The sequence below is a fragment of the Bartonella sp. AA89HNZF genome (genome assembly GCF_042196905.1).
GTDB lineage: Bacteria > Pseudomonadota > Alphaproteobacteria > Rhizobiales > Rhizobiaceae > Bartonella.
This window is the reverse complement of record NZ_JBHIRD010000022.1, coordinates 1-19,789: the sequence shown is the minus strand read 5'-3', so window position 1 is coordinate 19,789 and position 19,789 is coordinate 1. Positions and strand designations below refer to the sequence as shown.

The window sequence follows — 19,789 nt, the reverse complement described above, 5'->3', positions numbered from 1 at the left end:
AACAACTTACCCCAAGACGATCACCTAAAAACGATAGCGCAATCCACCAGAAAAACTGATTCCAGAAAAACCACCTTTACTCAACTTATGCTGATAAACCAAATCACCATGAAGCGCAAATTTTTGAGACAAGCGAGCATTAAGACCTAATCCAGCCTCTAGAGAAGAACCAAAAGCCCCTAACTGGAAAGAATCTTTAAAGCGCACAGACCTTTCTTTTCCAAAATCATGGGCAAAATGAATCTTTCCATAAAAAGAAACATCACGATCTTTTTCAGACGCAGTAAGAGTCTTTATCAAGCGACCACCCATACGCACCATCAATTGATCAAGTTTATCCATCTCAATATTAAAATTATCAATATCGCGGGCCTCATTAAATTGAAGATGCTGATAAACAACCTGAACCTGTGGATCCAAAACAACACCTTCATATCCTGTGGCAATTTTCTGACCACTCATCAAGGAAACACTTAAAGGGTTACCCTTCAATGTTACCGTTTTACCCCGCGCAGTTGTCAGAACATCTCCCTTAAACAGACCATAAGATAACAAACCATCAACATAGAATCCTACATCATGCTGCATACTGCCATAAACTGTAGCAGTCCATTTATCAAATGTACTTTTTTGGCTTTGTGCAACATCTCGAGGTTGTAGAGAAAGCTTTCCATAAGACCCCATCACCCCAAAGGATATAACACTGTCAACATTTTCAACAGTTTGTAGCAAAACACCTGTCTCTAGTGCATAGTACCCTAGATCTCCCCCATAACCATATTCAAGCGCAGATAAATCTGAGGCATAACGATAACTTCCACCATAGCCACGCAAAAATGAAGCAGGATTTTCACGAATTTCCAACATTCCACTAGGATTAGTCCGTACTGTCTCTAACTGCTTGTTTTGATTGCTGATATCCATTAAACCAGCATGGAATAAACTATTTGGCAAAAGCAGATAAGTTGGAACCTGAGGAACAACAACCTTAACGCCTTGCCTAGAATGATGCTCACCACCTAAACCAAGTTTAGAACTCTGAGTTAATCTAAATGTAGTATCAGAATCAATAAATCCATTTTCGAGGCGGAAATCCCAAAAATCTCCTTCACCTTCGACTAATCTTTGAGACGCACTCGCTCTTCCTAATTCAGAGTTTGGGCCATAAGCATGAAGCCTATATTGGTAAGGTAGACCGTCCAATGCAATATAATCACCATCCAACAAGAAAGAATCTTTCTCCGCTATTCCAGAAACCTGAATAATCGAGATACCTTTGTCATTTCCATAACGCTCCGTACCACCTCCAGGACTTCCTGAAACACCATGCACATGTACTATCGTTTTTCCTTTAATATCACCATGGATTAAAAAACGATCCGTTTTTTGATTCTGAAGAGCCCCCCCCTTATTCAAATAAGTGTTGAGATAAAGATGTGCATTACCCTGTGCTTTATAAACTTCACCTGTTCCTCTCCCAACACGAAGGGTTTGATAGCCATCAACTATGTTAGTTTCTGGTTGTTCAAAAATAATAGAACTATCAATAAGATGTATTAATGAAATTGATGAAACACCTATAGAACTAGGAACTTGCAAATTTTTATTTTTCGGTCGTGATAAAATCCATTTTGAATCACCTCTCAACCGAAATTCAGCAGAAGAACTTTCATCAACATGTGTCCCCCCTACAAGTGTAGAAGCATCCACTGAAACCTTCACAAAAGAGCCATCCTCAACCTTCAGTAATAAATCTCCAGAAAGTTTGGAATTATCCAACAGCCTAACAACACCACCAGATCCTCTGCTATAAATAGCTGCACTCTTTGGAACTGTAAAAGAAGTTCTTGTCAAGTCAACAATCCCTCGTACGGGTAAGTTCGTTTTTGGAAGACTTCCGAACATCTCTTCCTCACCCGCAAAAATATAAAAAGAATAGGGATACTCGTGATCTTTCATTTCCTCATTTCTGTCTCCTAGTCCCTCCCAAAAACGCAACCCATAAGACGTATTACTTTCTACCAAAACCGTAGAATCCACGATAGTTATAAACCTACCCTTCCCATCGATATTATTCCCATGCATTGAAAAACCATGAGCATTGGCTAGATTAACTTTACCTTTCTCAAAATGGATAAACCCATTAGACGCATGAAAAGCTGAATTTTCATTATGGTCATCTATACCCATCCCCTGACTACCTTGTTCGGTAATAGAACTACTCTTTAAAGCGACCTGTCCCCAATTTCTTACTTCAACTCCGATACCCTTTGTAAAGTTAATCTCTCCTCTTTCTATAATCACTTGTCCATATTCACTCGCCACGACCCCATACTTCCAAAAACTTTCTTTTGAAATAACAGCACTTGAAGCATCCTTAACAGTTATATTTTTCCCTAAGAGAAGCGTTTTTCTTCCAGATGCTTGTATAGCAACAGTTTCATTCGTATTTTCATCAGTTTTTTGATAATTTTTATTGTAAAAGTAGTGGCTTTTACCATCATTACACCGATAAAATTCACTATTCATACTACATGAAAATTGATCCTGATTATTTTGTGTCTTACCATTAACGCCAGAACGATCTTGTACCCCAGTATTAACAACAGCACCATCTTGAACCGTAGCATCAACATTGTGTGCAAAAAAAAGAAATGCTGTTGTAAAAGTACATAAGGAAAAACGATTTTTAAATAGATTGACCATAATTACACCATAATTTTGCCCATAAAAGTAACACGTAATGTATCAAAGAAAACTTAACAAAGAGAAAAATTAGTACGTTTTGGATTAACTGTGCAGACCTTATTAATTCTTTTTGTGTTTTATGTAAATATGGAATTTAAAAGTTACTAAAAATACAGACTAAATCTATTTTTTTATAAGGAATTTGCAAAAATATAACTGAAAAATGAGAGAAAAATCATCTTTAAAGTTGTTATTTAAAAGCAGCTTTAAGAGATTTTTGTACATTAAGAATGCCTATTTTAACTGTTGTTTAATCAATACCCAAAGCGTGTATAATTAATATTCGAGATAAATATTATATTGAAACAATAGGTACTCGTAAGCAGACAAAACTGAATATATGCCAAAATTGGGAAGCAAAGCTATCACATACAGCTGTTTTAGACAGTGTTTATGGAAATACGAACTAATTTAGAAAGAGGAGGAAAGTGTAAAAATTAAAATCTGTTCCGATTTTTACCATCTCTTTTCAACATTTAAAAATATTCAGAGCCGTATCTAAAAGGTGAAAATGACATATAATTTTATCTTTTTATTTATCACATTCTTTAAAGAAAACGCACTTTCAAAAAAATAATACGTTATTTATGTTTCTAATCCACCAATTTTCTCAGATATATCTCATTATTTCCATCCCCATTTCATAACGACAGCAGATATAATATCAAGTTTATCGGATACAGCCCTCATTGCGCCTGAGTAGCATCTTTGTCTTTGCCAATTTCTAATATTGTAAATCCTCTCCTCTTAACATAATCCCCCAAATTATATTGACTCCTTTCTTAAACGATTATCCACTTGCTAATCTTACATATAATAGACAAAGGAATGCTTTTTATGGATTCATCATAAGAGCATTGAAAATATTTCAGCGCCCTAAATTAAAAAATATCTTTATAAATCAAAATATTATAAATAATATAATAATTACTCTGAAATACGCATTTTGAAACGATAACGTACAAACTCTTCAGATTTTTCAAAAAAAACGAAAGAAGTCCAACCCAAAAGCATATTAAAGATATGCAAAGTCACACTCTCGTAAAAATGCTATAACACAAAATGAATAGATAATGAGAAAAAGCCACAAGTATAACTTGTAGCTTTTTGAAAGATTAATCAAAAACAGCAACAAAACTAGAAATGATAACGCAATCCACCTAAAAAACTCGTTCCAGAAAAACCAGCTTTCGTTAGTTTGTGCTGATAAACCAAATCACCGTAAAGCGCAAATTTTTGAGATAATTGGGCATTAAAACCTAATCCAGTTTCTAATGAAGAACCAAAAGCACCTAACTGAAAAGCATCTTTAAAATGCACAAATTGTTTTCCTTCAAAACCATGAGCAAGATGAAGCTTGCCATAGAAAGAAACAACCTGAGCCCCATCAGTAGCAACCAGCCTCTTTGTTAAACGCCCTCCAACACGCCCTACCCACTGATGAAGTTTTCCTAAATCAATATCAAAGCCGTCCACATCACGTACCTTATTAAATTGAAGATATTGATAAACAACCTGAACTTGCGGATCAAAAACAAAACCGTCCTCTCCTACCATAAATGTTTTACCAGCAGACAATGAAGCACTTAAAGGATTTCCCTTTAATGTTGCCGTCTTGCCTCGTGCAGTCGTTAGAACATCACCTTTAAATAAACCGTAAGACACAAGACCATCAACGTAAAAACCTGCATCATGCTGCATACCACCGTATGCCGTAACTGACCATTTATCAAATGTACTTTTTTGACTCTGCTCAACATTCAAAGGTTGCAAAGAAAATCTCTCGTAAGCCCCAATAATTCCAAAAGAAGTGGAACCATACGTATTTTCGATTGCTTTCAGCAAAACACCTGCCTCTAGTGCATTATAATCAAGCTCGCCGCCATAACCATATTCAAGCGCGGAAAGATTTGAAGTATAACGATGATTGCCGCCATAACCGCTCACAAAAAAGAGAGGGTTTTCACGACTTTCTAATAAGCCCCCAGAAGTAATTCGCAAAGCTTCTAACCGCTTATTTTGATTGTTAACATTCATCAAACCAATATGACGTAAAGCATTAGGCAAAAGGAGATAAGTCGGAACCTGCGGAACAACAGCCTTAACGCCCGGCTTAGGACGAGGATGAGGCTCCGGAGCTGGTTCTGGAGAAGGTTCTGGTCCCGGAATTGGCTTAGGAGAAGGATCTGGTTTAGGTTGAACATCAGAATCTATAGACCTACTTTCAAGGCGGAAATCCCAAAAATCTCCGCTCCCTTCAACTAATCTCTGATCCATACTTGCTTTTCCAAACTCAGATTCTGGACCATAACTATAAAGCTTATACTGATAAGGTAATTCGTTTAAGGCTACATAACCACCTTCCAACTGAAAAGAATCTTGCTTTGCTTCTCCAGAAACCTGAATGATTGAAATACCTTCAGCATTCCCCCCCTTTCCCGTATATCCTCCTGGACTTCCTGCAACTCCATGCACTTGGAGCTTTGTTTTTCCCGAAACATCACCATGAATTAAAACACGATCAGTCTTTTGATGATTAAGAGCACCACCACTATTCAGATATGTATTAAGGGAAATAGAGGCACCGCCCTGTGCTCTATAAACTTCACCCTTTCCCTTTCCTACACGAAGGGTTTGATAATCATCAACAGAAGAAGATTCGTGTCTTTTAAAATTAATAGAGCTCTCATCCATAAGACTAACGAGTGAAATAGAAGAATCATGTGCAGCCGCATGTTGATCTTTTTGCAGCGGTTGTTGTAAAATCCATGTAGAACGACCTCCCAAATAAAGTTCGGCATGAGAATCTTTATCAACGTGTGTGCGACCTTCAAGCGTAGAAGCATCAGCCAAAACGATCACAGATGCACCTTTCTCAGCTTTTAATAAAAAATTCCCTGAACGAAGAGTGCTTTTCATCAAACTCACCGCACCAGAAATAACATTGCTGCCATAAAGAGCCGTATCGTCTTCAACAGAAAACTCTGTTGTATCCAAATTAACAACTTCCAATCGTGGTGGAGCTTTTTCTTCCTCTAATGAAATCTCCTCTTTTTTATCCCCATCTTCGCTCCATGGCTTTTCTCCCTGAAAATAGATACCATAAGATCCCTCACCCTTTACGGTAACAGAAGAAGACTTAAAATTAGCCTCGGTCACATAAAAGTTATTCGATAAATCTTCAGCTTCATCTTCAGTTTCAGCTTCTGTTTCAGATCGTTCTGGTACAACACTAAAAAGCTTGACGGGATTTTCTAATAATATACCATGTGCACCCTCAACCTTAATAGTCCCCCCTGTAAACTCAACACGTCCCCCTTCATCCATTAAAAAAGCCGCATCATTTTTATCTTTGTGGCCCTTTCCAGTAACAGTAACACCATCGAGAATCACCGTCCCTCCCAACATCGCAGAAATCCCATGACTGTTGGTAAAGTTAACCTCCCCACCTTCCACCCAAATATCTGCCCCGCTATAACTGGAAAGACTTGCCTTCCCATCACGCGTATTAACTTTTGCACCCTCTAAAATAACCAATGAATTCCCCACAGCTTCAACAGCCCTATCACTGTCCTCTATAATCCCCTGCTTTACCTCAATGATTCCATTATGAGCAAAAAGAGCTAACTTTGTATTTTTAAGCGTCGTTTTTTTCAAAACAATCTTTCCATCATCGGATACAGCCACACCACGCAAAAAAGATTTATCAGAAACTTCACTGCTAACAGTTACATTCTCTCCATCAACTCTGGTCCCTATCCGCTTCACTGTTATAGCAGTAGGATCAACAGGATAATTGGAAACATTTTCGTTCGTAATTGTATAAGATTTATTATCAATTTTAGATTCCCCGCAATTATCGCATATATAATATAATCCACTATAGTAATAAAACCCAGGATTCACTCCTCTTCCATCAGAGTCTGCATCTTTAACAGAGTTATCTACATTTTTCTGATGTCCATACCATCCATCCACTCCACTCAGCTTACGATAGTCATTCCCCCCACGAATACCCTCATCGTTATTGCCAACAGGGGTCTGATGAGAAGTATAATGATTATTCTGCCCACTCTCTCCACCAAGGGGAGGCTTGTGTATGTTACTCCCACTAAGATAAGGACCAGAAGTAATACCGATACCGTTGATCGGAGTAACCGTTATAATATAAGGTTTACCATCCTCCTCTGCAGCCGCATACACTTCTCTTCCATTTTGAAGCAAAGAGAGGATAGCTGTTGTACAAGCACATAAACATACATGATTTCTAAAAACTTTAATCATAGTTCCCTCGAAACTTTCCTTCCCCTCTCATTAAAAACAAAAGCACTTACAAAACACCCCCTTGCACACCTCAAAAATACGAAAAGTGTAACAAAAGAACATGCCTCATGCTTATTTGAACTGTGCAATGAATTATCCCAATAAATTTGGCAAAAGCTCTACGCTAAAAACCATCTATAAGAGAATAACAACAAAACACAATTTATAAGTGTATAATGCATTCTGTATTTCGTGTAAAGAAAAAATGAAACCAGTGCGTGCAATTAATTAAAAACACAATCTAGCCTTGTGAACTTTAAAAATTAATCCACAAAGAGATGAATGAAACAATGATTTAAATCCGTAAAAAACAAACTCTCAAAAACGAGCTTTAGAAAACATCAAATATTATATTAGATAATATCAATACAGTATCAAAAAGGATCACGTAACGCATACCGGTCTGCTGAACGCTTAAAAAGCCGATAAAAGCGAAGCACTCTATCGCATCAGTAGCAGCATAAATTTTAAGAAAATTCGCTTTAGCGGAGAAAAGTGCTCTCATACACAAAAAAACTATGTTTTTTTTGCTCAATCAAGAAGACGAAAATCTTTTAAAGACAACACAAGTTGTTACAAAGAAAAAAGGCAGCACAATGTGCTGCCTTTTCTAAAAAGGTACATAGTGTACCTTATATTAAAACTGATAACGTATTCCTCCGGAAAAACTTGTTCCCGAAAAACCAGCCTTATTAAGCTTATGTTGATAGAGAATATCAGCATGCAGAGAGAACTGTGGCAACAATTTGGCATTAAAACCTAATCCAGCCTCTAGAGAAGAACCAAAAGCTCCTAACTTGAAAGCATCATTGAAATGCACAGACTGTTTTCCTTCAAAACCATGAGCAAGATAAAGCTTACCATAGAAAGCAACAGCATTCACGCCTTCAGAACCTGTAGGAATCTTGGTTAAGCGTCCACCAACACGTGCTACCCACTGATTAAGGTTACCCATTTCAATATTAAAATTGTCGATATCACGGGCCTTATTAAACTGGAGATGTTGATACACAACCTGAACCTGCGGATCAAAGACAAAGCCCTTATATCCTGTCATAATTGTCTGACCACCAGCTAAAGAAACACTCAAAGGATTACCTTTTAATGTTGCTGTTTTACCCCGTGCAAGGGTGAGAACATCACCTTTGAACAGACCATAGGATAAAAGACCGTCGACATAGAAGCCAACATTATGCTGCATGCTACCATATACCGTAACAGTCCATTTATCAAATGCACTCTTCTGGCTTTGCTCAACATTCACAGGCTGCAGAGAAAGTTTTCCATAAGTTCCCATAACGCCAAAGGATATAGCACTATCAGCATTTTCAATAGTTTGCAGCAAAACACCTGCCTCTACACCATTATAACTAAGATCACTTCCGTAACCATATTCAAGTGCGGACAGATCTGAAGCATAACGGTAACTTCCACCATAGCCGCGCAAGTATAAAGCGGGATTTTCACGAACCTCTACCATTCCTGTAGAAGTCATCCGCAACGTCTCCAATTGCTTATTTTGATTGCTAATATCCATTAAACCAGCGTGGAATACACTATTAGGCAAGCTGAGATAAGTTGGAACCTGTGGAACAACAGACCTTACAAATTGTTCAGGAAGGGCAGCAGATCCAACAGACTTAACATACTGATTTTCTAAACGGAAATTCCAAAATTCTCCACCATCCTTAACAAATTTCTGCTGAACATGCTCCTGTTTCGAAGTCGCTTCTGGAGCATAAGCACGAAGGGTGTATTTGTAAGGTGAGTTTCTCAGTGCAACATAATTGCCATCGAGTTGGAAAGAGTCTTTCTTCGCTTGACCATAGACCTGAATAATTGAAACAGTATGAGCAATCTTGGCATTCGCTTTACCATCTCCTACATTGCCCGCATCACCTCGTACATGTATTTTTGTTTTTCCAGAAACATCACCATGAATGACAAGCCGATCAGTGACTTGCTGATCACTCGGATCACGAGGATTTAAACGTGCATTGAGATGAATTACAGCATTACCCTGTGCCGCATAAACAGTTCCTTTCCCACTTCCAATATGGAGAGTCTGATATTTTCCTTCAGATTCCGAAGGTGCAAAATCAATAGCACTATTTACAAGACTTACAGAAGAAATGCATGAATCCACACATCCTGAATCTAGAGTCCCCAAATTCCTCTGTGCACTTCTTTTTAGAATCCACTGTGAATTATTAGCCAAGTCTAATTTTGCATAAGAATTTTTATCAACGCGAACACCGCCTGTAACAATAGAACTATCAACTGAAACCAATATGTTCGAATCATTCTCGGCTTTTAATAACAAGTCACCAGCAAGAGTTGTTTTATTTTCTAATGAAACACGACCACCAGAATTATTACCATAGATAGCTATACCATTTGCAACTTCAAAATCAGTTTTTTTCAACGAAACTGTCCCTGTTATGCCTATAGGTGTATTCTCCTGTTTGGATACAACGCTCCGCTTAACAACGCCTGTTTGCGCAGTTTCTAGATTCTGACTTCGAGTTTTCTCACTCCCTTCTTTCAGCGTTAGACCATCAAAATATATACCATAGGTTCCTTCACCTTCCACTTTAACAGTAGAAGACTCGATATTTACGTAATTCATAGTAGGACGAACGTCAGAAGATCTCCTTCTCCTAGAAGAGCCGGTCTCAACAGCATCCCCACTCTTCATAACCCACACAGCATGGGCATCAGTAACAACATTTCCGTTCTTAAAATCAACAGAAGCATTATCACTCACCAAAAAAGCTGCACGCCCAAAGTTATCTACAGAATCTAACTTACCCTGTCCTTTTTTCGCAATAATTCTCACTTTGTCTAATTTAACGCTGCCCCCAGATTCTGACCTTACTGCTACTCCCTTTTCCAGAGTAATAGTTCCAGAATTCATAGTTATCTCACCAACCTGACTCGCCAGACCAGTCACAGCCAAATTCCCCATTACGTTAATTTTCGTATCCTTTAAATTAACAGATGATCCAGAACCTGCCAAAGCGCCCACATAACGCGCATTGACTGTTCCAGCGTTCATCGTAATCTTTCCGCCCCTTTGCGCTTCAAGACCAATTAGAGAAGATTGAATTGTTGAATTTTTTTCCAAAACGACTTCTGCGCTATCTTCTGCAAGAACAGCACTCATAGCCTTTAATTCAGTAAGATCAACATTGCTTTCATTATCACCCCCCCCCATAATTGTAGCATTCTCCAACTTAATAACTGTATTCTCATTCTGTGCATGCATAGAATGCTGAACTTTATCATTCCCTTTCAGTATAAGATTTTTTATTGTATGTGTCTTACCATCACCGCATGCATAAAGAGCTTTCTCCACAGCATTACTCTCTTCGCTATTGTTCTGTATATCATTACACTGAGAAGAAACATCACCATCACCAGAACGACCCAATACAAGAACACGCCCAACAGGTCCACTAGGTTTTACGCCAGATGCAGCCGCCGATCCTATAGATGCAAATTCCTGATGTACACCACCTGTATCAGATCTCAAAAGTGAAACACTTGAAGGAGAAATTATAGCTCCAGATTCTCCAGACACAGAAGATTCCACCAAACCACCACTATCTCCTCTTCCACGAGCGTCAGTGACAGTATTAGAAACACGAGGAACAACATATTGATTTTCTAAGCGAAAATCCCAAACACTTCTACTATTCGCATTTCCACTACTCGCAATTAATTTCTCATCAAAAGGTTGTATTTCCGAAGAAGAAATGGTTGGACCATAAGCACGAAGAACATACTTATAAGGCAACCCTTCTCGTGTAATATAATCACCGTCTAGCCTAAAAGAATCCGCCTCTGCTTGTCCAAAGACCTGAATAATTGAAATACTATGAGATTGCTTATCATCTTGTTGTGTTCCTTCTGAAGTATCTTTTACACGCACTATCGTTTTTCCAGCAACATCACCATGAATCAAAAGCCTGTCAGACATTTGATCACTATCCGAAGTATTAGGAACTAAACGCGCATTAAAGTAAATATAAGAATCTCCAGAAGCAGCGTAAACCGTGCCGTTCCCATCCCCAACGCGAAGTGTTTGATAACCTCCATCTCTATTTTCAGATCGTAAAAACGCAATAGCACTATCTTTGAGATCTATAGACGAAACACAAGAATCTATACAATCTGTATCCGAAGCTTCATTACTATACTTACTTTTTGCTAAATGCCATTCTGAATAATGAGATAAAAAAAGGTTTGCACTCGCGGTTCTATCAATGCGTGCAGAACCTACAATACTAGAATCATGAGCAAAAACCTTCAAACTAGAAGAACCTGTAGCACGCAATAATAGATCACCAGAAACTAATGTGTCTTCTCCTAAAGCAACAGAACCGCTCGAATCGTTACCATAAATGGCCACACCATCTGGAACCTTGAGAACAGAACGTCTTAAAAGAACCATATGCCTCCCATCTACTTCTGGTTCTTCCGAGAAAGATGCTTGGCTTTCTACAACACCTCCAGTAGTTACTGTAGCTATAGTTGCTCCTGCAACATCACTACTTCTTCTAACTCTAGCACTTGATTCTTCTCCTTCTTCACTTTGATTATTCGTTTCCAAACTTCTTTTTTCGAATTCTGGTTCACTTTCACCAAAATATATACCATAAGAGCCTCTATCTTTTACTGTAATAACCGAATAATTGATAGCAGACCTAATGCTAGCATAGTCATCAGCAAAAGTATTCTCAACAAATTCAGTAAAACTATCGACCTTTCCAGGACCAGACCTTAAATCAATGACACCAAAGAGACCATTTTCAATACCGTAATTACTATTTATCCATAGAACAATAGCATTAGAACCGTTAAAGATTACACGATTAGAAGAAACAAAACCATCTTCCAATAAAAAAACAACACTCGGATCCAGTACACTAGAAGCAGCCTCTCCACCTAAAGTTCCTTCTGGAGATTCCTCATTGTTTCTCTCTTTTTCAGCAATATGAATTCTAACATCTTCTAGTTTAACAAATCCTTCGTCTTCCGCCAAAATCCCCACACCACCTTTTGCAAAAGTAATTGATCCAGATTTCATCGTTATTTGAGATCTACCAGAACTATGTAAACCAACTACATTCAGAGGTACTTTATCATTAACGACTTCCACATTAATATCTGTTCCCTCTAAAAAAATAGACGATTCAAAACTAGCTGTAGCACCCAAAAAAGTTTTTTTGATGCTTCCTTCCTTCATATGAATATTTCCTTTGTACCCAGCCTCAAGACCAGTAACAAAGTTCTCGATATTTGACTTCAGCAATTCAACCTTTGCACCTGCTAACGACAATACAGCACTCCCAAACCCCATAACAGCAGTTTGAGCATTAAAGCTTTTAGGATCTACACCAACGATAGATACACCTTCTACCTTTACACTTGTCGCCTTAGCAATATTTACAGTTTTGGATAAAGGTCCCCTTACAACGCCAGAACGCGAAGAGTCAACAACACTTACACGTCCGGAGGTATTCCCTCCTACAAGACTATTAACAGTCCTGGCAGCCCTGGCAGTTCTGGAACCTGCACCTCCCGTTACAACACTAGAACGCGAACCATTCGCATTGCTAGAACGCGAACCATTCGCATTATCTATAACAAGACGACCCACTGCAAACACAGCATTATCACCGTATTTTTTTACACGAATCTTACCTCCTTTTATTGTATGTTCTCCACCGTCCACACATATAATGGATCCACGCTCTGACTCACCAGAACTATCTTCACACATATCTATATCGTTTTTAGGAAAAAGCGCAAAAAGAGGTATTCGTGAACCAGGAAGTTGTCTTATAGAAACGTACGCTCTAGGCAATGAACCCTTTGCTTCTGATCTAGGTTCAATGAGTACTTCTAAATATTGAAATGCTGAAGATAGTCCTGTAACTAGAGATTCAGGCGTTGGAACTATAGAAGAGATAGAAGAGATTGAGTCAGCGACAGATGTTTTAACTGTATCCAATGCAAGTGAAACTACCTTTTCAGCGATTGCATTAGAGACAGATGATGTAATTGCATTAGGAACAAATGACGCAAATGGAGATAATACAGGCGAAGAGAATGAGAACCAACCACTCCCCATAGAAACATCTACACCTTGCAAAAAGAAGAAAGCACTTGTTGTCAGTGCGTACAAACGTGTACGCTTTTTAAATACATTGATCATATGTCAAACTTTCTAAATAATGTTGCAAAAACACTAGAATTAAGTGAAAATGAGGTAAGTGAACGGTTTGTAACATATGTCAGTCAACTTTACAACATAGTGTTATTTATTTACGCTTCATTTTGTGCATAAAAATACCAAAGTTAAGTTTTTAAGTGCGCAAACCTTTGTAATATTAGATAAAAGGATAAAATCACGATGATAAAATATATGAAATGGATGACTTCTGTTTTACTGGTTGCAATTAGTTTTGCAACGATTTTGTGGACGCATACGAGTATTGCAAATACGAGTACCCAGACAAATATAACAATTGATCATGTTTCAGGCACGACTTCTGTTCCCACTTCTCCGCAAAAGGTTGTTGTGTTTGATCTTGCCTCGCTAGATAATATGAATCGCCTTGGTATCCAAGCAGTTATCGGCGTTCCTGAAGGAAAAAAACCTTCCTATCTGCAACAATTTGACGATGCAAAATATGAAAGAATAGGGACCGTTTTTGAGCCCGATTATGAAAAAATTGCCACTCTTCAACCCAATTTGATTATTATTTCCTCCAGAACCCAAGCAAAATATAAAGACTTATCCAAAATAGCTCCAACAATTGATCTAACAGTAGAAAATGAAAATTCTCTTGAAGATATTAAACGAAATGTGTCTATCCTTGGAAAAATTTTTGGCAAAACACAAGAAGCAGAAAAGGAAATTGCAAAACTCAATGAAGCTTTTGCTGAAGTCCATAAAAATACCCAAGGAAAAGGCACCGGGCTCATACTCATGACCTCTGGTGGAAAAATCAGTGCTTTCGGACCAAAATCACGTTTCGATATTTTTCACTCCGCTTTTGGAATTGCCCCTGCAACCGATAAACTTACCGTGCAAAAACATGGACAACTCATTTCTCCTGAATTCATTCTTGAAACCAATCCTGATTGGTTGTTAGTGATTGATCGCGATGCAGCCATTGGGCGGGAAGGACAATCCGCAGCACAATTGCTCAACAATGAGCTTGTTCACCGCACAACAGCAAGCAAACAAAACCAAATTATTTATTTGGACTCTTGGAGCTGGTATCGTGCAAATGGTGGTTTAACGGCACTCATTGAAACCGCACAGCAGATCAATGAAGCCTTTACAAAGAGCAAATAAGCGCACGAAAGAGCTTGCTTGCTATATAAATAAAATTTAAAAGCAGAGGTTGTTTATAAAATAACCTTTGTTTTTTTATTAAATTTTGTTAGAAAATGATTTAACGTGAAGAATTACTGGATAACCATAACACTTCTAATTTTCCTGTCTATCCTCAGCATTTTTGTTGGTTATTCTGATGTCTCACCTTCTAACCTTTTCGCAGCCGATCCCCATGCGTGGCTTATTTTTTGGCAAACGCGTCTTCCTCGTACCATTGCAATCATTTTAGTAGGCGCAGCACTTGCACTTTCAGGTATGATTATGCAACTATTAACACGCAATCGCTTTGTCGAGCCATCAACCGTCGGAACCGTTGAATCTGCTTCCCTTGGCATTCTTTTTATTATGATTTTTTGGCCCGATATTCCTGTTTTAGGAAAAATGGTCGTTGCGACAATCTTTGCCATGGCAGGCACTTTACTTTTTATGTTTTTATTGCAACGCATTCCTCTAAAATCTGCTCTCATTGTCCCCCTTACAGGGATTATGCTAAGCTATATTATTGGCTCTTTAACCAATGCCATTGCAGATTATGAAATGTTACTTCCTTCTCTTCAAGCTTACTTATTTGGCAGTTTTTCGATGGTTCTTGAAGGAAAATATGAGCTTTTATGGCTATCTCTTCCCCTTTGTATTCTGGCCTATTGTACTGCTGATCGCTTTACGGTTGCAAGTTTGGGAGAAGATTTAACCAATAACCTTGGATTGAATTATCGTGTTGTCATGTTTTTTGGTCTTTTTATTGTCGCCTCAATCACTGCTGTTGTTGTGTGTACCATTGGCCGTATTCCTTTTGTTGGATTGATTATTCCAAATATTGTTTCAAGTTTCATGGGAGATAATATGCGCTATACCGCTCCTTGGGTGGCCATCAGCGGTGCAGGATTGGTCTTGATTTGTGATCTTTTAGGACGAATCATTCAACCTTCTTTTGAAATTCCCATCAGTACCATGATGGGCGTGATCGGTAGTTTTATTTTTATAATACTCCTTTTACGCTGGAGAAAGCATCTTGGATAGAAAAAAAACAACAATATGTGTATTAACGACGCTTATCATCATGGCATGTACTGTCATTAGTCTTTACATGGCGTGGAATATCAATGTTTATACATGGACATTTCGCCTTACAAAACTTATCTCTCTGCTCCTTATTGCCTATGCAATAAGCGTTTCTACGGTTTTGTTTCAAACAATTGTTAACAATCGTCTTCTTACCCCTTCACTTATGGGATTTGATCAGCTTTATATTTTAATAAAGACTATCCTGCTGTATTTTGTAGGCTCTCTTTCTTTGCCCTTTTTGAATGAAGAAGGGCAGCTCATTCTCGAAGCCCTCATTCTCATTATCTTTTCAACAAGTCTTTTTCGCTGGCTCTTTTCAGGAAGCTTAAAAGGGCTTCACTTGACGCTTTTAATTGGTGTTGTTTTAGGCGGCTTTTTTTTCAGTTTACGCATGTTTATGCAATTGCAATTAAATCCAGACCAAATGATGAATTTAACGGACATCATGTTTGCAAATTTTAATAAATTCAATACGTCATTAATAAGCTTTGCCACAATCATTGTCTTCATTGTAAGTTTGATTGGATGGCGTTCACGTCATCTTCTTGATATTTTGGCTTTGGGACGTGAAAATGCTCTCAATCTTGGCGTTAATTACCACAAAAGTGCGACAGCTGTCCTTATTTTTGTTTCCATTCTTGTATCCATTTCCACCGCATTGGTAGGCCCCGTCACTTTTTTTGGACTGTTAGTTGCCAATCTTTCCTATGAACTTTCTCCTCAAACAAAACACAGTGTTGTTGTCCCTATTGCAATATTATTAGCGATTATTTGTTTGGTGGGGGGACAATTTATTTTAGAGCAAATTTTTCATATGGCAGGGCGTTTAAGTTTTATCATTGAGTTTTGTGGAGGTATCGTCTTCTTAATGTTATTGATGAAGGGAAAATTAAAATGATTGAGATCAATCATCTTTCCAAGGCGTACGGAGCACGATTGATTATCGATAATTTATGCCTTCATCTTCCAAAAGGGGGGATTATTTCTCTGATTGGCCCCAATGGTTCGGGAAAATCAACTCTTTTAATGCTCATAAGACGTCTTTTACCGCACCATCAAGGGACAATTAACATTGACGGCTTTGATATCGATAAAATGCCCCACGATATTTTGGCTCAAAAACTCTCAATTTTACGTCAAGATAATCCTTTATCCTTCCGTTTAACCGTGTATGATTTAGTAAGTTTTGGGCGCTATCCTTATTCAAAAGGCTGGTATACACATGAAGATAAACAATTTATCGACAGTGCACTACGCTATCTCGGCTTACAAGATTTACAAGACCGTTTTTTAGATGAACTTTCTGGCGGTCAGCGTCAACGCGCTTTTATAGCAATGGTTATCTGCCAAGATACCGATTATCTTCTTTTAGATGAACCATTAAACAATCTGGATATGAAACATGCCGTTTCTATGATGAAGCAATTACGCCGCACAGCTGATGAACTGAAAAAAACCATTCTTATTGTTATGCACGATATTAACTTTGCCTCATCTTACTCAGATATGATTGTTGCACTGAAAAATGGGAAAGCGGCCTATTGTGGGACTCCAAAAGAAATCATGCAACCAAAAATTCTTAAAGACATTTATGATGTCGATATTCAAATCAAAACAATTAATGACATCCCTATCGCTCTTTATTATCGATAATCATAAAATTTTTTTCGCTTACATGCACTATAGAATCTGCTAGGGATAGTAAAATTGGCTTATTGGGGAATAGTTTAATGGTAGAACAGCTGACTTTGACTTCGTCAATCTTGGTTCGAATCCAAGTTCCCCAGCCCGTATTTAATAATTGTAGCTTATCATCGGGTTTTGTATAATTTGAAAGTAGATTTTGCATCAATTTATTTTTTTCAAAGGATCATCAAAAACCTTTCAAAGGTTATTTAAAATCCCTTTAATGCATATTTTCTCTTCCTCTAAAAATTGCAATTTGAGATGATAAGCTCTTGAGCCGGTGCGGATTCTTTGAACCACATGTATAAGATGTGCCAACCCCTTTTATCTTAAATTGGCTAAAGATTTTTCGGATCTGAAGCACATAATTGAGAGAGAAGAAACTTTCCCTTTAATTGCACAAGCAAAGCAAACATCGTCTGGTAATCCTCTCGCAAATAAATCCTTTCCATAATAATACACGTATATCTGTCTCTGTTTATGGGAAAGCCTTATCTAATAGCTATAAACCTATCTAAAGAGAGAATTCAAAAAAGAAAGCCGAGCCAAATGACATGACGCGGCTTTCAGATATTGATTATAAGATTCAAATGAACCATCCACAATGGAGTAATGAATGCATATATACAAAACGTATCATATTGCAAGGGCTCTATTTAGAAATATGAAAACTTATCAAAAGAAAATGCATCTTAAATGAATGTCTTCTCAATAAGGCTTTCATAAGTATCTTTTCATTTTGCACTCAAATGTAACTTCTTTGCAAATTAACCAGCTCAAATTTGAGTTGGCAAAATCAATCAATTCAATTTTGGAAGCATTATCTTTGGAATAGCCATCTTTAAACATTATAGCTTTTGACACAAAATTGAGTAAAATCCCATGCCTCAGATGTTACAATGGTTTTGAATTTTGCTGCCTCATCTTTTTTTCAATAGGTGCCCCCAAATTTTGAGAGAGCTCATTTGGTTTTGTATTTTTAAACTGTAACTTTTAAAACGTTTTTTCTCGCTTGCTTGCGTTATATCATTGAAATGCTTTCGGTTTGATAAGACATAACATTGTGATGATAGTATCTATATAATGCCTGCCTATCATTTACTAAATTTTTAGCAAGCGTTTTTAAAAACGTATCATAAAATTTATGACACGTTATGAATAATAACCGCTTTTCATTTCATTTGAATGCACCCATGCGTTATAGTATTTGCATCATGATTTGCTTTTTATAATCTATACATCCATGGCAATCCTATATAAAAAATGATCAATTCAAACATGCATAAAAGTATGGATTCTTAAGTGGATTCATATAAAATAATTGCACTTAATATATTTATTTTATTAGTTTTTGTACAATGCCTTTTTAACTTCATAAAGATATCAATTTCCTTGTAAAGAATATTCCTCCCATTCCAATAAAAGGCTCAATATAAGTGTGATGAGGGATAGCTTTTATGATTTTACAAGTACTGATCACTGGCCATGCAATAACGCCGACTGATCTCCAAACCAATTAGACCACCTGTGGAAACAGGCAGGCTGTGGGGCTGAATATAGTGGAACAGCACCGAACGAATAAGCCACGCGCCGCAAGTAAGCCTCTTAGCGTGCATAGCTTATAGGTTTTGGAAACAGATAATTATTATAATTGAGGTACTATAATTTAGGCGATTAAAGATCAGATCTTAAGCTTTTTAATCCAGTGGACAAACACGAATAATGTGTCCGTCCGGATCTTTGATTAGGAAGGTACGTCCAAATACATCAGTATACGGTTCCTTCAAAACATTTATCTCAACAGTGGTTTGCTCTTGCCATTCCACATATAGCTTATCTACGTCCTCTCCTGTTGGCAACATAATGCCGATTTCTGAAAAACGAGGCACATTCTCCTCAGGCGTATCGCCCCCTGACCAGAGAGCAAAGAGTGCATCCCCCGAAGAAGCAAATGCAACATAGCGTGGCGAGGTAAACACAGGTTCTTTCTTGAAGATGAATTTGTAAAAAGCTGTAGAATACTCTATGTTTGAGACATATACCAACTGTAGATTTGGGGTAACAGGATAAGTGGAAATATTACTCATTAATTCTCCATGATTTAGTAGCAACTGCCTGACAGGCTATACCTATATAGAGGATATTTCAACAAGAGTTTGTGATGCTTCCATTCGCGGTGTGCTCTATTTATATGTTTTTACTCACTTATTGCTATATGCTAAAATATCGAGGCCGCCACTACTGGGATTGTAATGATATCCTATCGCTCTTTATTATTGATAATCTAAAGATTTTTTGCTCTTGCCTACACTATAGAATCTGCTAGAAATGGTAAAATTGGCTTATTGGGGAATAGTTTAATGGTAGAACAGCGGACTCTGACTCCGTCAATCTTGGTTCGAATCCAAGTTCCCCAGCCAGTGTAGCTTGCCTGTAGCTTGCCTGTAGCTTGCCAGCGGTTTTTGTATATTTTGCCTGTAGCTTGCCAGCGGTTTTTGTATATTTTGCCACTAGGTTTTGTACCAATTTATTTTTTCTCAAAGAGTTTTTAAG

At 37.7% G+C, this 19,789-nt stretch carries 8 protein-coding genes, 2 tRNA genes and 1 pseudogene; 6 read left to right on the top strand and 5 right to left on the bottom strand.

Annotation, left to right across the window (positions count from 1 at the left end):
• Positions 1–24: 24 nt before the first annotated feature.
• From ACFIN0_RS08260 to ACFIN0_RS08250, 3 genes are all read right to left on the bottom strand, one after another.
• Positions 25–2,706, bottom strand: coding sequence for an autotransporter outer membrane beta-barrel domain-containing protein (locus tag ACFIN0_RS08260; protein WP_375702291.1), 2,682 nt, complete (start codon positions 2,704–2,706; stop codon positions 25–27).
• Between the two features lie 1,179 nt (positions 2,707–3,885).
• Positions 3,886–7,032, bottom strand: coding sequence for an autotransporter outer membrane beta-barrel domain-containing protein (locus ACFIN0_RS08255; protein ID WP_375702290.1), 3,147 nt, complete (start codon positions 7,030–7,032; stop codon positions 3,886–3,888).
• 676 nt (positions 7,033–7,708) lie between these two features.
• On the bottom strand, positions 7,709–13,294 hold the full coding sequence (locus ACFIN0_RS08250) for an autotransporter outer membrane beta-barrel domain-containing protein (RefSeq protein ID WP_375702289.1): 5,586 nt from the start codon (positions 13,292–13,294) through the stop codon (positions 7,709–7,711).
• Positions 13,295–13,492: 198 nt separating this feature from the next.
• On the opposite strand from ACFIN0_RS08250, the gene ACFIN0_RS08245 reads away from it, so the two are divergent.
• From ACFIN0_RS08245 to ACFIN0_RS08225, 5 genes are all read left to right on the top strand, one after another.
• The gene (locus ACFIN0_RS08245) at positions 13,493–14,443 is read left to right on the top strand and encodes a siderophore ABC transporter substrate-binding protein (RefSeq protein ID WP_375607403.1); all 951 of its coding nucleotides are present in this window, start codon (positions 13,493–13,495) and stop codon (positions 14,441–14,443) included.
• Positions 14,444–14,548: 105 nt separating this feature from the next.
• Positions 14,549–15,505, top strand: coding sequence for an ABC transporter permease (locus ACFIN0_RS08240; RefSeq protein ID WP_375610845.1), 957 nt, complete (start codon positions 14,549–14,551; stop codon positions 15,503–15,505).
• Complete coding sequence (locus tag ACFIN0_RS08235; RefSeq protein ID WP_375607825.1) at positions 15,498–16,448, top strand: iron chelate uptake ABC transporter family permease subunit; 951 nt, start codon at positions 15,498–15,500, stop codon at positions 16,446–16,448. Before ACFIN0_RS08240 ends, ACFIN0_RS08235 begins: the two co-directional genes overlap by 8 nt.
• The gene (locus ACFIN0_RS08230; RefSeq protein WP_375702288.1) at positions 16,445–17,203 is read left to right on the top strand and encodes an ABC transporter ATP-binding protein; all 759 of its coding nucleotides are present in this window, start codon (positions 16,445–16,447) and stop codon (positions 17,201–17,203) included. Before ACFIN0_RS08235 ends, ACFIN0_RS08230 begins: the two co-directional genes overlap by 4 nt.
• Before the next feature lie 63 nt (positions 17,204–17,266).
• Positions 17,267–17,337, top strand: a tRNA-Gln gene (locus ACFIN0_RS08225).
• A gap of 141 nt (positions 17,338–17,478) precedes the next feature.
• On the opposite strand, the pseudogene ACFIN0_RS08220 reads toward ACFIN0_RS08225, so the two are convergent.
• Positions 17,479–17,689, bottom strand: a pseudogene (locus ACFIN0_RS08220) (DNA adenine methylase); the annotation flags it as partial.
• A gap of 1,244 nt (positions 17,690–18,933) precedes the next feature.
• Positions 18,934–19,323, bottom strand: coding sequence for a VOC family protein (locus tag ACFIN0_RS08215; protein ID WP_375702287.1), 390 nt, complete (start codon positions 19,321–19,323; stop codon positions 18,934–18,936).
• Between the two features lie 259 nt (positions 19,324–19,582).
• Between ACFIN0_RS08215 and ACFIN0_RS08210 the strand changes: the two genes are divergently transcribed.
• Positions 19,583–19,656, top strand: a tRNA-Gln gene (locus ACFIN0_RS08210).
• The last annotated feature ends 133 nt before the right edge of the window (positions 19,657–19,789 follow it).

What these genes read in the sequence shown, in the direction of transcription:
- ACFIN0_RS08230 (WP_375702288.1), top strand. Translation starts at nt 16,445, where the DNA reads ATGATTGAGATCAATCATCTTTCCAAGGCGTACGGAGCACGATTGATT.
- ACFIN0_RS08215 (WP_375702287.1), bottom strand. Translation starts at nt 19,323, where the DNA reads ATGAGTAATATTTCCACTTATCCTGTTACCCCAAATCTACAGTTGGTA.
- ACFIN0_RS08260 (WP_375702291.1), bottom strand. Translation starts at nt 2,706, where the DNA reads ATGGTCAATCTATTTAAAAATCGTTTTTCCTTATGTACTTTTACAACA.
- ACFIN0_RS08255 (WP_375702290.1), bottom strand. Translation starts at nt 7,032, where the DNA reads ATGATTAAAGTTTTTAGAAATCATGTATGTTTATGTGCTTGTACAACA.
- ACFIN0_RS08250 (WP_375702289.1), bottom strand. Translation starts at nt 13,294, where the DNA reads ATGATCAATGTATTTAAAAAGCGTACACGTTTGTACGCACTGACAACA.
- ACFIN0_RS08245 (WP_375607403.1), top strand. Translation starts at nt 13,493, where the DNA reads ATGATAAAATATATGAAATGGATGACTTCTGTTTTACTGGTTGCAATT.